Source organism: Longimicrobiaceae bacterium (genome assembly GCA_035936415.1).
Classification (GTDB): Bacteria; Gemmatimonadota; Gemmatimonadetes; order Longimicrobiales; family Longimicrobiaceae; genus JAFAYN01.
This window is the reverse complement of record DASYWD010000259.1, coordinates 1-12,781: the sequence shown is the minus strand read 5'-3', so window position 1 is coordinate 12,781 and position 12,781 is coordinate 1. Positions and strand designations below refer to the sequence as shown.

The following is a 12,781-nucleotide window of genomic DNA, read 5'->3' as shown; positions in this document are numbered from 1 at the left end:
CCACCAGGAGCCGCACGTGCGTTCCGCGGTCGCGCAGCGCGGCGACGGCGCGCAGGACGAGGTCGATCCCCTTGTAGCGCCGCAGCCCGGCCCCCCGACAGGGGGGACACGCCCGAACCGAGCTGTTCAACGAGCAGAACTCACGAGGCGATGACCAGGCACGGGAGAAGCGCATGCGTCCGCTGACGGTCGAGGAGCTGCTCCGGCTCAAGCACGAGGTGCTCCTGCTGGAGCTCCTGACGGACGGCCGCGGCGTGAACCGGACCATCCCCGGCCCGGACATCTCCAGCCCGGGGCTCGTCCTGACGGGGTACACCGAGCGCTTCCCGGCCGAGCGGATGCAGGTGCTGGGGGAGACGGAGGTCGCCTTCCTGGAGTCGCTGGACGAGGATCGCAGGCGCCAGGCGCTGGAGGTCTTCTTCTCCTTCGACCTCCCGGTGGTCTTCGTCACCAAGGGCCAGGAGCCGCCGGAGCCGCTCCTGGCCCTCGCCAACGACCGGGGGACCCCGGTGGTGCGGACGCAGCTCAAGACGGCGGAGTTCTACTCCCGGATCAAGCCCTTCCTGGAAGACCGCTTCGCGCCGACCACCACCATGCACGGGTCGCTGGCGGACGTGTACGGGGTGGGGCTGCTCTTCGTGGGACGGAGCGGGATCGGGAAGAGCGAGACGGTGCTGGACCTGGTGGAGCGCGGGCACCGGCTGGTGGCGGACGACATGGTGATCGTCTCCCGGCGGGGGAACGAGATCCTGATCGGCCGCGGGCACGAGCTGCAGCGGCACCACATGGAGATCCGCGGGGTAGGGATCATCGACGTCCAGGAGCTCTTCGGGATCCGCGCCATCCGCCAGCAGAAGCGGGTCGAGGTGGTGGTGCAGCTCGAGACGTGGGACGAGAAGGCCCAGTACGACCGCACCGGGCTGGAGCCGCAGTTCCTGGACATCCTGGGGGTCTCCATCCCCAAGGTGGTGGTCCCGCTCGTGCCGGGGAAGAACATCACGGTGGTGGCGGAGGTCGTCGCCATGAACCACCTCCTGAAGTACTCCGGCGTCGACTCGGCCGCGCTCTTCAACCGGCGGCTGCAGGACCGCATGCGGGTGTCCTCGGAATACCTGGAAGAAGACTATGAGTGAAGAGGTCCGCGGACTGATCGTGGCGCACTCGACGCTCGCCGAGGGGATGGTCGCGGCGGTGCGGCAGATCTCCGGGGCGGGGGAGGACGCGCTCCGCTCCCTCACCAACGAGGGGCGTGGCCCCGAGGGGCTGGTGGAGGCCGTGAGCCAGGAGCTCGGCGACGCCCCGGCCATCATCTTCACCGACCTCCCCAGCGGGAGCTGCGCCTTCGCGGCGCGGAAGCTCTCGCTCTCCCGCCCGGACACCGCCCTGGTCTGCGGCGTCAACCTCACCATGCTGCTGGACTTCGTCTTCCACCGCGACATGCCCCTCCCGCAGCTCGTCGAGCGGCTGGTGGAGAAGGGGCGCGCGGGGATCAACGGGACGTACAAGGAGGGTGCGGCGCATGCCGATCGTGCTCTTTCGCGTTGACGAGCGCCTGATCCACGGACAGGTGGTCGTGGGGTGGGGCGGACCGCTGCACGCGGACCGGGTGGTGGTGGTGGACGACGACATCGCGGCGAGCCCGTGGGAGCAGGAGCTGTACTGCCTGGGCGTCCCCCCCGAGATCGAGGCGTCTTTCATGGACGTCGCGGGCGCGCGGCGGCTCCTCCCCGCCTGGCGCACCGACCCCCGCCGCACCGTGGTGCTGGTGCGCGACCTGGCGACGACGCGGCGGATCGCCGAGGACGGCGCCCTCCGCGACGAGGAGGTGAACCTGGGCGGGATTCACCACGCCGTGGGGCGCGAGCGGGTCCTGCCCTACCTGTTCCTTTCGGCCGCGGAGCGCGCGGAGCTGCGTGCGCTCGCCCAGGACGGGGTGCGGCTCTCCGCCCGCGACCTCCCCGGCTCGCGCCGCGTCCGCCTGGACGAGCTGCTGGGGGAACGGTGAGATGATCCCGGAGCCGGGGCCGCTCCTGCTCCTCGTCCTCTTCGGCGGGGTGGTGGCGGTGGACGCGACCTCCCTGGGGCAGTTCATGCTCTCCCGGCCGGTGGTGGCCGCCACCCTGGCCGGGTGGATCGCCGGCTCGCCGGAGCACGGCGCCCTCCTGGGGCTCTTCCTGGAGGCCTTCCACCTCACCGTGCTCCCGGTCGGCGCGGCGCGCTACCCGGAGGGCGGCCCGGCGGCGGTCGCCGCGGCCGGCGCGTACGCGGGGACCTCGCATTCGTTCTCCGGGCTCCTGGTGGTGCTCATCTTCGCCATGCTCTGGGAGCGGGTCGCGGGGGTCACCGTGCAGGAGCTCCGGCAGCTTAACGTGCGGCTCTCGCCGCCCCCGGGACGGGAGAGCGTGCGCTCCGGACGCCTGGAGCGGCGCCACCTCCTGGCCATGGGCGCGGACTTCGCCCGGGGGATGGTGCTGGTGGGGGTGGGGACCGTGCTCGTCGGCTGGGTGCTGCAGGAGGGCTTCTTCCTCCTCCCGCACGGCTCGGTCGCCCGGCTGGCGCTCGGCGTGGTGCTCGCCGGCTCGCTGGGGGCCGTGTTCCGGCTCTTCGGCCGCAGCCGGGTCGCGCTGCTCGCCGCCGGGGCCGGGGTGGGGGTCCTCGCGCTGGTGCTCCGGGGGTGACGGCGCTCACGCGCGGCGTCCGGCGCGCCCTGCTCCTGCGGAGCTTCGCCGTGCAGGGGTCGTGGAACTACCAGACGCTGATCGGCACGGGTTTCGCGTTCGTGCTGCTCCCGGTCCTCCGCAGGGTGTACCGGGACGACGAGGACGCGCTCTACGCCGCGGTCGCCCGGCACGCGGAGCTGTTCAACAGCCACCCGTACCTGGCCACGGTGGCCGCGGGCGCGGTGGCCCGGCTGGAGGAGGAGGGCGCCCCCCCGGAGACGGTGCGGCGCTTCAAGGCGGCGCTGCGAGGCTCGCTCGGTTCCATCGGGGACCGCCTGGTGTGGCAGGCCTGGCGCCCGGCGTGCGCGCTCCTCGCCATCGCCCTCCTCCTGCTGGGGGCTCCCTGGTGGGCGGCGGTGGCCGCCTTCCTCCTCGTCTACAACGCGCTGCACCTGTGGCTCCGCGCCTGGGGGCTGCGCGTGGGCCTGCGCGACGGCCTCGCGGTGGGGAGGGCGCTCCGGGACGCCCCCTTCCAGCGCCTCAGCGAGCGGGCATCCGACGCGGGCGCCTTCCTGGCCGGGATGGCCGGGGTGCTCGCCGTGGGGGACGCCTCCCGCAGCCCGGCGGAGTACGCGCTCGTCGCGGCGGCGCTCGCCGCCGGCCTCTGGCTCGGGCTCCGCGTCCGGTGGGCGGTGTGGGCGGTCCTGGTGGTGGTCTGGGCCGTCGACACGATCGTAGTCGCCACCTCATGAACCGATCCGGGATGGAACACAGCACGCAGGTCACGATCCTCAACAAGTACGGCCTCCACGCCCGTCCGGCGGCGGAGTTCGTGAAGCTCGCCAACCGCTTCTCCTCCGAGATCTGGGTCGCCAGGGACCAGGTGGAGGTCAACGGCAAGAGCATCATGGGAGTGATGATGCTCGCCGCCGAGCGCGGGTCCAGCGTCGCCATCCGCGCCAGCGGCGACGACGCGGTGGAGGCCGTGGAGGCGCTGGAGCGGCTCGTGGCCGAGCGCTTCGGGGAGGAGTGAGCCGGTGAGCCTGGCCCGCGACGGGATCCCCGCCTCGCCGGGCATCGTCATCGCCCGTGCCCGCGTCCTCCGCTGGGAGTCGCCGCGGGTGCCGCACGGGGGCGTCGTTCCCCAGGACCGGGTGGAGTTCGAGGTGGAGCGCTTCCTCGCCGCGTGCGAGTGGGCCAGGGGGCGGATCCGCGAGCTGCAGGCCCGCACCGAGCGGAAGATGGGGCGGGTGGAGGCGCAGATCTTCGAGCCGCAGGTGCTGATGCTCGAGGACGCCGACCTGATCCAGGGGACGATCGCCTACATCCGCGAGAACCACCTCACCGCGGAGCGCGCCTTCGAGTGGCGGGTGCTGGAGTGGGAGTCGCAGTGGTCGCACACCGCGCACCCCATGGTGCTCGACAAGCTGAACGACCTGGCCGACGTCCAGAACCGCGTGCTGCGGCGCCTGATGGGGCTGGAGGACCCGGAGCTGCGGGAGCGCACCGGCGACGAGAAGGTGATCCTGGTGGCCCACGATCTCACCCCCAGCCTCACGGTGCAGCTGGACCCCCGCCACGTGGTGGGGATCGCCACCGACTCCGGGACCCGCGCCTCCCACAACTCCATCCTGGCGCGCTCGCTCGACATCCCCGCCGTGGTGAGCCTCGGCGACCTGTCGGAGCGCGTGCGCGAGGGCGACGAGCTGATCCTGGACGGGCGGGCCGGGCGGGTGATCGTCGCCCCCACGGAGGAGGAGAAGCACGCCTACCGCGAGCGGGACTTCCAGATCCGGGAGTGGGAGCAGGAGCTGCTCCTCCTGGCGCACCTAGAGTCCGCCACGCGCGACGGGTACCGTGTCGAGCTCCGCGCCAACATCGACCTCCCCGGCGAGGCCGCCAGCGCGCGCGCCCACGGCGCGGAGGGGATCGGCCTCTTCCGCACCGAGTTCCTGGTGGTGGGGCGGGGCGCCGCCCCGGGCGAGGAGGAGCAGTACCAGGCGTACCGGCAGGTGCTGGGCGTCTTTCCGGAAGCGCCGGTGGTGATCCGCACCTACGACCTGGGGGGCGACAAGTTCCCGGCCTTCCTGCACATGGCCCCGGAGGAGAACCCGTTCCTGGGATGGCGGGCGATCCGGGTCTGCCTGGACGAGCCGGAGATGTTCCGGGCGCAGCTGCGGGCGCTGCTGCGCGCGGCGGCCACCGCCGACGTGCGCATCATGCTCCCTCTGGTCAACGAGATCGCCGAGATCGTCGCCACGCGCCGGCTCCTGGACGGGTGCATGGAGGAGCTGCGCGCGGAGGGGTACGCCGTCCCGGAGCGGTACTCGCTCGGCGCCATGGTGGAGACCCCGGCGGCGGCCGTGTCCGCGCCGGAGCTGGCGCGCCACGTGGACTTCTTCTCCATCGGGACCAACGACCTGGTGCAGTACACCCTGGCGGTGGACCGCGGCAACTCGCGCCTCGCCAGGCTCTACAACCCGTTCCACCCGGCGGTGGGGCGCCTCATCCGCGGCGTCGCGGACGCGGGGCGGGCCGCCGGGATCGAGGTGGGGGTGTGCGGGGAGTTCGCTGCGCACCCGCTCGGCGCCTTCTTCCTGATCGGGCTGGGGGTCCACTCCCTCAGCGTGGGCCCCTCCGCCCTGGCCGAGATCAAGAAGGTGATCCGCTCCGTGTCGCGCGAGGAGGCGCAGGCCGCGGCCCGGGAGGCGCTCGCCGCGGGCACCCCGGGCGAAGTCCTGGACGTCCTCACCCGCCATGCCGAGGACTGGATCGACCTGACCCGCTTCATGGCCTCCTGGAACTTGTCGGCCGCCGGGTAGGGTGGTATCTTCGACGCTCGGAATCCCTTACGTTTCCAGCAATACAGACCCAGGAGCCCGAGTGGCGCAGCGGCAGCTCTTCACCTCCGAGTCGGTCACCGAAGGCCACCCCGACAAGATCGCCGACCAGATCTCCGACGCCGTCCTCGACGCCATCCTGGCGAACGATCCGGCCGGCCGGGTGGCCTGCGAGACGCTGGTGACCACCGGCGTCGCGGTCGTCGCGGGGGAGATCACGACCCAGACGTACGTGGACATCCCCGCCATCGTGCGCGGGACGCTCAAGTCCATCGGGTACACGGACGCGCAGTACGGGATCGACGGGCACACCTGCGCGGTGATGACCACCATCGACCAGCAGTCGCCGGACATCGCCATGGGCGTGGACACCGGCGGCGCGGGCGACCAGGGGATGATGTTCGGCTACGCCAGCGACGAGAACGAGGCGCTGATGCCGACGCCCATCCTGCTGGCGCACCGCCTGGCCGAGCGGCTGGCCCACGTCCGCAAGAGCGGCAAGCTCGACTGGCTCCGCCCGGACGGGAAGACCCAGGTGTCGGTGGAGTACGAGGACGACCGCCCGGTGCGGGTGGACACGGTGGTGGTCTCCACCCAGCACGACCCCGAGGCCACCAACGACCAGATCCGCTCCGAGATCGTGGAGCACGTGGTCCGGCCGGTGCTGGAGCCCACGGGCTTCTTCGACCCGGAGGGGACCACCTTCCACATCAACCCCACCGGGCGCTTCGTCGTCGGGGGGCCGCACGGCGACGCCGGGCTCACGGGGCGGAAGATCATCGTGGACACCTACGGCGGCATGGGCCGGCACGGCGGAGGCGCCTTCAGCGGCAAGGACCCCACCAAGGTGGACCGCTCCGCCGCGTACGCCGCCCGCTGGGCCGCCAAGCACGTGGTGGCCGCGGGGCTCGCCCGCCGCTGCGAGATCCAGCTCGCCTACGCCATCGGCGTGCGCGAGCCGGTCTCCGTGCGCGTGGAGACCTTCGGGACGGCCGCGGTGGCGGAGCAGGCCATCGAGCGGGCGCTCCGCCAGGTGTTCGACTTCACCCCGCAAGGGATCATCGACGCGCTGCAGCTCCGCACCCCCATCTACCGTCCGACCGCGGCGTACGGCCACTTCGGGCGCCCTGCAACCGAGGGGGGGAACGGGCGCCCCGTGCTCCTCTTCCCCTGGGAGCGGACCGACCGGGTGGAGGAGCTGCGGGCGGCTGCCCGCGCGTAGGCACGAATCCGGCGGAGCGGGGCGGGGCCCCGCGGCCGCGACGCGCGCCGGGTGCAGAACGCGGAGGTGGAGGCGCCGGGGGCGAGCGGTCCCCGGTGCCGTCCACCTTCGTTCATGAAGGCAGGGAGACATGATCCAGGTACGAGTGCAGAGTCTGGGGCTCGACCAGACGTCCAAGACCCCCGTGGTGATCCTCCAGGAAGTGGAGGGGTCGCGCGTCCTCCCCATCTGGATCGGCCCGGCGGAGGCGAGCGCGATCGCCATGGAGCTGGCCGGGATGAAGTTCTCCCGCCCGCTCACGCACGACCTCTTCCCGGCGCTGATCCGCGGGCTGGGGGGGACGCTGACGCGGGTGCTCATCACCCGCGTGCAGGAGAACACCTACTACGCCGAGATGGTGATCCGGCGCGGGGACGAGGTGTTCACCGTGGACGCGCGCCCGTCCGACTCCATCGCCATCGCGCTGCGGCTGCAGGCGGAGCTGTACACCAGCGACGACCTCCTTTCCGGGACCGCGGTCCAGTTCGCAGAGGCGGAAGAGGGCGAGGAAGGTCTGCTCGGCAACACCCCCGCCGAAGAGGGCGCGCAGCCCGAGAGCTCCAAGCTGACCCCCGAGCAGCTCAAGGAGCACCTCAAGAAGATGAACCCCGAGGACCTGGGGCGTTTCAACCCGTGAGCCCACGTATGCTCCGCGGCGCCCTGCGCGCCGCCGTCCTCCTTTTCTTCGCGGCGCTGGCCGCGGCGCCCGCCCACCCGCAGCGCCTCGCCGGGCGCGTCCTCCTGGGGGAGGAGGGGGTGGGCGGGGTGCCGGTCACGCTACACCGGGTTACCCGCGACTCCTCCGGCGCGGTCGGGACGGCGCGGAGCGCGCCCGACGGCTCGTTCACCCTCGACCTCCCGCCGGCCGACACCTCCGCCGGGTTCAACGTGTTCTTCGCCACGGCGGAGTTCCGCGGGGTCCGCTACTTCGGGCCGCCGCTGCACTCCGGCGACGCGGGAACCCCGTACGCCGTCCAGGTGTTCGACACGGCTTCCGCCAGCCGGATGCCCGGCGCGGTGAAGGTGGTCCGGCGCGACGTGATCGTCCTCCCCGAGGGCGACGGAGGCGCCGAGGTGAACGAGATCGTGCGCCTGCGGAACACGGGAGACCGCGCGCTCGTCCTCGGCTCCGGCGCGTCCACCTGGGAGCTCCGCCTCCCGGCCCGCGTCGCCGCCTTCGAGGTGGGGGAGGGGCAGATCGCCCCGGACGCCGTGGTCCGCATGGGCGACCGGGTGCTGGTCACCGCGACGCTCCCCCCGGGCGAGCAGGACCTGTTCTTCCGCTACCGCCTGCCGCGCGGGACCGAGCGGGTGGAGCTCCCGGTGGCGGCCCGCACGGACACGATGAACCTCTTCCTGCGCACGTCGGAGGCGCGGAGCGGGGTGTCCGGGCTGGCGGCGGGCGCCGAGGTGGAGGTGGACGGGGAGCGCTTCCTCCGCTACACCGGGGCGGGGCTGGACGCGAAGACCGCGGTGGTGATGGAGTGGGACCACCCGGACGCGCCGCCGGTGGACCCCCGCCTCGCGGCAGTGGCGGTCACGGGCGTGGTGCTGACGGCCGGGGCGGGGCTGGCCTTCCGCCGCGGGCGCCGCCGGCCGGCGTGACCGGCGCCCGGCCGTGCCGCTGGTCGCCGCCCGGTCGCTGGTGCTCCAGTCGTTCCCGTACGGCGAGACGAGCAAGATCCTCCGTCTCTTCACCCGGGAGCTGGGCGTCCGCTCCGTGATCGCCAAGGGCGCGCTGCGCCCGAAGAACCGCTTCGGCGGGGTGCTGGAGCCGTTCACGGAGGGAACCGCGCACTTCTACCTCAAGGAAGGGCGCGACCTGCACACGCTGAGCGGCTTCGACCTGCTGCGCAGCCGGCAGGGTCTGGGGCGCGACCTGGCGGGCTTCGCCGGGGCCTCGCTGCTCGCGGAGCTGGTGCTCCGCTTCGCGACGGAGGAGCCGCACGAGGCGCTCTACCGGGCGGTGGACGAGGCGATGGACGAGATCCTGGCCGCGCGGGGGGAGGGGACGGAGCGGGCGGCGCTGGCCGGCGTGTGGCACGTGGTCTCGCTGCTGGGGTTCGCCCCGCAGACGGAGATGTGCGTGACCTGCGGCCGCCCGCTCGATCCGGACGAGCCCGTGCGCTTCGACGCCGGGGGAGGCGGCGCGGCCTGCCGCGACTGCCGTCCAAGCGGACGCGTCCTGGACCCCGCGACGCGCGCGGAGCTGGGAGAGATGCTCGGCGGAGCTGCGCCGGAGGCGTTCTCCGGGGCCCGTACCGCCCACCGCGAGCTGCTCCGGGCGTACGTCGGGGCGCAGCTCGCCCAGGAGCGCCCGCTGCGCTCGCTGGAGCTGTTCCTCCAGCAGCTCCCGTAGGACCGGCGCCAGGTTGACCCGATCGGAGAGCGATGCGAAACTTGGAAACAGACGACTCGGCGGTCCCGCCCATCCCGGAGGCACCCGTGCCCTGAGATCACCCGAACAGCGAGGCGCAGATGCGACGTGCCCCTCCTGTTCTGCTCGCCCTGCTGGTGATCTACGGCTTCCTCTCCCCTCCGGCCCCCCGGGCCCAGGAACCGGCTGAGCGGCCCCCGATCCAGCGGCAGGCACAGGGCTTCCGCCTGGAGCAGAACGATCCGAACCCGTTCACGCGGGACACCTACATCCCCTTCTACCTGGAGGAGAACCTCTTCCCGGGCGGCGAGCCCCGCCTGGTCACGATGCAGGTGTTCAACCTGCTGAACCAGCTGGTCGCGGTGCCGCGCGCGCCGGACCACCCCCGGGGGAAGAACCTCCCGGTGCAGAACCTCCCTTACTCCGAAGCGGGCCGGAAGGTGGCCTACTGGGACGGGAGGGACACGAAGGGACGCCGCGTCCCGCCGGGGGTCTACTACTGCCAGCTGGTGGTGACCGGCCAGCAGCCGCAGATGCGCAAGATGATTGTCACCAGTCCACAGAGGAGATCCAGGATCCCAATTCCCTGGTTCGGAAGAGAGCGAAGCCGGTCCGAGTGAAGTTCGACGCTCGGGTCGGCTTCGTCGTTTTGGGAGTGCGGGAGTGCGAAAGTGGAACGGCGCCCCCGCCGGGAGATCCCGGTGGGGGCGCCGTTCGCGTTCGTCTGGCGGATCCTCTCTACAGGGGCGGCTAGTCGATCAGGTAGAGGAACCGGCCGCAGTTGTCGCAGTGGCTGATCTCCCGGTTCCGGTCGGCGGCGGAGGCGGTCGCGGTCGGGATGTTGACGAAGCAGCCGTAGCAGGTGCCGCCGATCACCGGGACCACCACGCGCGGGTGCCGGCCGGAGATGCGCCGGTAGCGGCTGCGCACCGGAGGCGAGAGCGAATCCTCCATCTCGTTGATCTTCTCGTCGAGCTGCCGGAGCGCGTCCTCGATGCTGACGTTGAAGACCTCCTCCTCCACCTGGCGCTCGGTGGTCATCCCCTCCAGCTCCTTGCGCTGGGTCTTCAGGTCCTGGACCTCGAGCAGGATCTCAAGCTGCGGGTTCATCATCTCTTCCTCCCCTCAGACGCCCTTCTCGTCCAGCAGCGCCAGGAACTCCCCGGGCGAGGAGAGCCCTTCCAGCCGCTGCGCCACGTCCGGCTCCTTGGAGAACTGGGCGATCTTCCCCAGGACGGGGAGGTACTGGTTGGACACCTCCAGCGGCGGGGCGACGATCAGGAAGAAGTTGTGGACCGGCTGCTCGTCGATGGCCTTGAAGTCCACCCCGCCCGGCTTGCGGGCGAAGGCCACCCGGAGGCGGTTCACCACCAGCGAGCGGCAGTGTGGGATGGCGATCCCCTTGCCGATCCCGGTGGATCCCAGGTTCTCGCGGCGCTTCAGCATCTTGTACAGGATGCCCTGCGACTTGTCGTCGAGCCCCAGCAGGCCGATCAGCTCCTTCAATATCTCGTCCTTGGTCTCACCCTGGAGATCAAGGCTAACCGAATCCTCGGTGAAGAACTCCCGAAGTTCCATGTTGTCGTTTCCTCTCGTATGTTCCCGAACGAGTACGGGCTGCGTGAGCCTGGCAATGTAAGTGCCAGGCCGGAAGCTGTCAAAGCGAAGGACTTTCGCCCCGGAGCCCGGGGCGCGGTTGAAGCAAGCGGCCGGAAAAGCTATATTTCCGGGATGTTTGCCAACACTGTCGAGCTCCTGCGCAGCGGCCGCGTGCCGCTCTACCTGGCCCCGCAGGCGGGGGTCAGCGAGTCCCCGTTCCGCCGGCTCTGCCGGGGGTTCGGGGCGGACGTCGTGGTCTCCGAGTTCGTCTCGGCGGAGGGGATCCGCCGCAACGACCGCAAGACGCACCACTTCCTCCGCTTCCACGACGACGAGCGCCCCATCGGGATCCAGATTTTCGGCGCGGATCCGGCGGCCATGGCGGAGGCGGCGGCCCTGGTGGAGGAGGTGTACGCCCCCGACTTCCTGGACATCAACTTCGGGTGCCCCGTGAAGAAGGTGGTGAGCCGCAACGGCGGCTCCGGGTGCCTGCGCGACCTGGAGCTGGTGCGGGGGATCATTCGGGCGGTGAAGGGCGCCATCTCCATCCCCACCACCGTGAAGATCCGCAGCGGGTGGAGCGAGGAGATGCGCAACCCGGTGGAGATCGCCCTGCGCTGCCAGGACGCCGGCGCGGAGGTGCTCACCCTGCACGCCCGAACCCGCACCCAGATGTACAGCGGGACCGCCAACTGGGACGAGATCGCCGGGGTAAAGGCCGCGCTCGACATCCCGGTGATCGGCAACGGCGACGTGTGGAGCGGCGAGGACGCCCGGCGAATGCGCGAGCACACCGGGTGCGACGGCATCATGATCGCCCGGGGCTCGCACGGCGCGCCGTGGATCTTCCGGCAGGCGCGGGCCGCGCTCGACGGCGAGCCCATCCCGCCGGACCCGGAGGCGGCGGAGCGCTTCCGCATCGTCCTGGAGCACGCGCGCCTGGCCCTCGCCTGGGAGCCGCAGGAGGAGAAGGCGATGATCGAGTTCCGCAAGCACCTGGGGTGGTACACCAAGGGGCTGCCCAACGGCAAGGCGCTGCGGCAGGAGCTCTTCGCGGTGAAGCGGCTCGCGGAGGCGGAGGCGCTGCTGGAGCGGTACCTGGAAGAGCACGAGGGGGCCGCCGTTTGACCCCGGAGCGGCTGCGCCTTCTCCTGGCCGGGGTGGCCGAGGGGCGCGTCTCCCCCGCCGACGCGGAGCGCACGCTTGCCTGGGCGCCCCTGGAGACGACCCCGTTCGCCACGGTGGACCACCACCGTGCTCTCCGGCAGGGGTTCCCGGAGGTGGTGTTCGGGGAGGGGAAGACGCCGGAGCAGAGCGTGGAGATCGCCCGCCGGATCGCGGCGCGCGGCGACGGGCTGCTGGTGACGCGCGTCTCGCTGGAGATGGCGGACGCGCTGCGGGCGGAGGTCCCGGGCGTGGAGCTGAACGAGCTGGGGCGCACCGCGTACCTGGCCCCGGCGGAGCCGGTGCAGCGGCGGGTGCGCGGCTCCGTGCTGATCGTGACCGCGGGGACCAGCGACCTCCCTGTGGCCGAGGAGGCGGCGGTCACGGCGCGGGCCTTCGGCAGCCCGGTGGAGCGCCTGACCGACGTGGGCGTCGCTGGGCTGCACCGCCTCCTCGCCGCGCGCGACCCGCTCCTGAACGCGGCGGTGGTCATCGTGGTGGCGGGGATGGAGGGGGCGCTCCCCTCCGTGGTGGGCGGGCTGGTGGCCGCACCGGTGATCGCCGTCCCCACCAGCGTGGGGTACGGCGCCGCCTTCGGCGGGCTGTCCGCCCTCCTGGGGATGCTCAACAGCTGCGCCTCCGGGATCACCGTGGTGAACATCGACAACGGCTTCGGCGCCGCCGCGGCCGCTTCCCGCATCAACCTCCTTCCGGCGGACTGACATCACCGCGCAACGCCTGCTCCGCGACCCGCGTACCCCCGCACTGACCGCCTGGGCCGCCTACCTGGCGGCCCTGGCCGTGCCCGCGTGGTGGGGCGCCCCGGAGCTGGCCGGCGGGGCGGTCGTCTGCGCGCTCCTCGCGGGCGCCGCCCGCGCGC

The 12,781-nt window shown here is 72.1% G+C and carries 16 protein-coding genes; 14 read left to right on the top strand and 2 right to left on the bottom strand.

The annotated features are described in order from the left end of the window. Positions 1 to 173: 173 nt before the first annotated feature. The 12 genes from hprK to VGR37_10365 all read left to right on the top strand — a co-directional run bounded on the left by hprK (position 174) and on the right by VGR37_10365 (position 9,758). The gene (gene hprK, locus VGR37_10420; protein ID HEV2147806.1) at positions 174 to 1,133 is read left to right on the top strand and encodes an HPr(Ser) kinase/phosphatase; all 960 of its coding nucleotides are present in this window, start codon (positions 174 to 176) and stop codon (positions 1,131 to 1,133) included. Then, positions 1,126 to 1,545, top strand: coding sequence for a hypothetical protein (locus VGR37_10415; protein ID HEV2147805.1), 420 nt, complete (start codon positions 1,126 to 1,128; stop codon positions 1,543 to 1,545). Before hprK ends, VGR37_10415 begins: the two co-directional genes overlap by 8 nt. After that, a complete protein-coding gene (locus VGR37_10410; GenBank protein HEV2147804.1) occupies positions 1,520 to 2,005 on the top strand; it encodes a PTS sugar transporter subunit IIB in 486 nt (161 codons plus the stop codon). The genes VGR37_10415 and VGR37_10410 overlap by 26 nt, the downstream gene beginning before the upstream one ends. A 1-nt stretch (position 2,006) precedes the next feature. Continuing rightward, a complete protein-coding gene (locus VGR37_10405) occupies positions 2,007 to 2,678 on the top strand; it encodes a PTS sugar transporter subunit IIC (protein ID HEV2147803.1) in 672 nt (223 codons plus the stop codon). Next, on the top strand, positions 2,675 to 3,412 hold the full coding sequence (locus tag VGR37_10400; protein ID HEV2147802.1) for a PTS system mannose/fructose/sorbose family transporter subunit IID: 738 nt from the start codon (positions 2,675 to 2,677) through the stop codon (positions 3,410 to 3,412). Before VGR37_10405 ends, VGR37_10400 begins: the two co-directional genes overlap by 4 nt. A gap of 11 nt (positions 3,413 to 3,423) precedes the next feature. Then, positions 3,424 to 3,693: an HPr family phosphocarrier protein gene (locus VGR37_10395; GenBank protein HEV2147801.1), complete on the top strand. Its 270-nt coding sequence runs from the start codon at positions 3,424 to 3,426 to the stop codon at positions 3,691 to 3,693. Between the two features lie 4 nt (positions 3,694 to 3,697). Further along, a complete protein-coding gene (gene ptsP, locus VGR37_10390) occupies positions 3,698 to 5,482 on the top strand; it encodes a phosphoenolpyruvate--protein phosphotransferase (protein HEV2147800.1) in 1,785 nt (594 codons plus the stop codon). 61 nt (positions 5,483 to 5,543) lie between these two features. Beyond that, on the top strand, positions 5,544 to 6,722 hold the full coding sequence (metK, locus tag VGR37_10385) for a methionine adenosyltransferase (protein HEV2147799.1): 1,179 nt from the start codon (positions 5,544 to 5,546) through the stop codon (positions 6,720 to 6,722). Positions 6,723 to 6,852: 130 nt separating this feature from the next. Next, positions 6,853 to 7,398: a bifunctional nuclease family protein gene (locus tag VGR37_10380; GenBank protein ID HEV2147798.1), complete on the top strand. Its 546-nt coding sequence runs from the start codon at positions 6,853 to 6,855 to the stop codon at positions 7,396 to 7,398. Between the two features lie 8 nt (positions 7,399 to 7,406). Continuing rightward, positions 7,407 to 8,366 (top strand): hypothetical protein, encoded by a 960-nt coding sequence (locus VGR37_10375; GenBank protein ID HEV2147797.1) that lies wholly within the window; start codon positions 7,407 to 7,409, stop codon positions 8,364 to 8,366. A 13-nt stretch (positions 8,367 to 8,379) separates the two neighbouring features. Beyond that, on the top strand, positions 8,380 to 9,120 hold the full coding sequence (recO, locus tag VGR37_10370; GenBank protein HEV2147796.1) for a DNA repair protein RecO: 741 nt from the start codon (positions 8,380 to 8,382) through the stop codon (positions 9,118 to 9,120). 119 nt (positions 9,121 to 9,239) lie between these two features. Continuing rightward, a complete protein-coding gene (locus VGR37_10365; GenBank protein HEV2147795.1) occupies positions 9,240 to 9,758 on the top strand; it encodes a hypothetical protein in 519 nt (172 codons plus the stop codon). A gap of 130 nt (positions 9,759 to 9,888) precedes the next feature. Here the strand turns inward: VGR37_10365 and VGR37_10360 are convergent, their stop codons facing one another. Further along, on the bottom strand, positions 9,889 to 10,248 hold the full coding sequence (locus VGR37_10360) for a C4-type zinc ribbon domain-containing protein (protein HEV2147794.1): 360 nt from the start codon (positions 10,246 to 10,248) through the stop codon (positions 9,889 to 9,891). A gap of 15 nt (positions 10,249 to 10,263) precedes the next feature. Beyond that, positions 10,264 to 10,716 (bottom strand): PTS sugar transporter subunit IIA, encoded by a 453-nt coding sequence (locus VGR37_10355; protein HEV2147793.1) that lies wholly within the window; start codon positions 10,714 to 10,716, stop codon positions 10,264 to 10,266. Between the two features lie 153 nt (positions 10,717 to 10,869). Between VGR37_10355 and dusB the strand changes: the two genes are divergently transcribed. Together dusB and larB are read left to right on the top strand one after the other, a co-directional pair. Continuing rightward, complete coding sequence (dusB, locus tag VGR37_10350) at positions 10,870 to 11,865, top strand: tRNA dihydrouridine synthase DusB (GenBank protein HEV2147792.1); 996 nt, start codon at positions 10,870 to 10,872, stop codon at positions 11,863 to 11,865. Beyond that, a complete protein-coding gene (larB, locus tag VGR37_10345; protein ID HEV2147791.1) occupies positions 11,862 to 12,623 on the top strand; it encodes a nickel pincer cofactor biosynthesis protein LarB in 762 nt (253 codons plus the stop codon). Before dusB ends, larB begins: the two co-directional genes overlap by 4 nt. Positions 12,624 to 12,781: the final 158 nt, after the last annotated feature.

What these genes read in the sequence shown, in the direction of transcription:
- hprK (HEV2147806.1), top strand. Translation starts at nt 174, where the DNA reads ATGCGTCCGCTGACGGTCGAGGAGCTGCTCCGGCTCAAGCACGAGGTG.
- VGR37_10415 (HEV2147805.1), top strand. Translation starts at nt 1,126, where the DNA reads ATGAGTGAAGAGGTCCGCGGACTGATCGTGGCGCACTCGACGCTCGCC.
- VGR37_10410 (HEV2147804.1), top strand. Translation starts at nt 1,520, where the DNA reads ATGCCGATCGTGCTCTTTCGCGTTGACGAGCGCCTGATCCACGGACAG.
- VGR37_10405 (HEV2147803.1), top strand. Translation starts at nt 2,007, where the DNA reads ATGATCCCGGAGCCGGGGCCGCTCCTGCTCCTCGTCCTCTTCGGCGGG.
- VGR37_10395 (HEV2147801.1), top strand. Translation starts at nt 3,424, where the DNA reads ATGGAACACAGCACGCAGGTCACGATCCTCAACAAGTACGGCCTCCAC.
- VGR37_10380 (HEV2147798.1), top strand. Translation starts at nt 6,853, where the DNA reads ATGATCCAGGTACGAGTGCAGAGTCTGGGGCTCGACCAGACGTCCAAG.
- VGR37_10375 (HEV2147797.1), top strand. Translation starts at nt 7,407, where the DNA reads ATGCTCCGCGGCGCCCTGCGCGCCGCCGTCCTCCTTTTCTTCGCGGCG.
- VGR37_10365 (HEV2147795.1), top strand. Translation starts at nt 9,240, where the DNA reads ATGCGACGTGCCCCTCCTGTTCTGCTCGCCCTGCTGGTGATCTACGGC.
- VGR37_10360 (HEV2147794.1), bottom strand. Translation starts at nt 10,248, where the DNA reads ATGAACCCGCAGCTTGAGATCCTGCTCGAGGTCCAGGACCTGAAGACC.
- VGR37_10355 (HEV2147793.1), bottom strand. Translation starts at nt 10,716, where the DNA reads ATGGAACTTCGGGAGTTCTTCACCGAGGATTCGGTTAGCCTTGATCTC.
- dusB (HEV2147792.1), top strand. Translation starts at nt 10,870, where the DNA reads ATGTTTGCCAACACTGTCGAGCTCCTGCGCAGCGGCCGCGTGCCGCTC.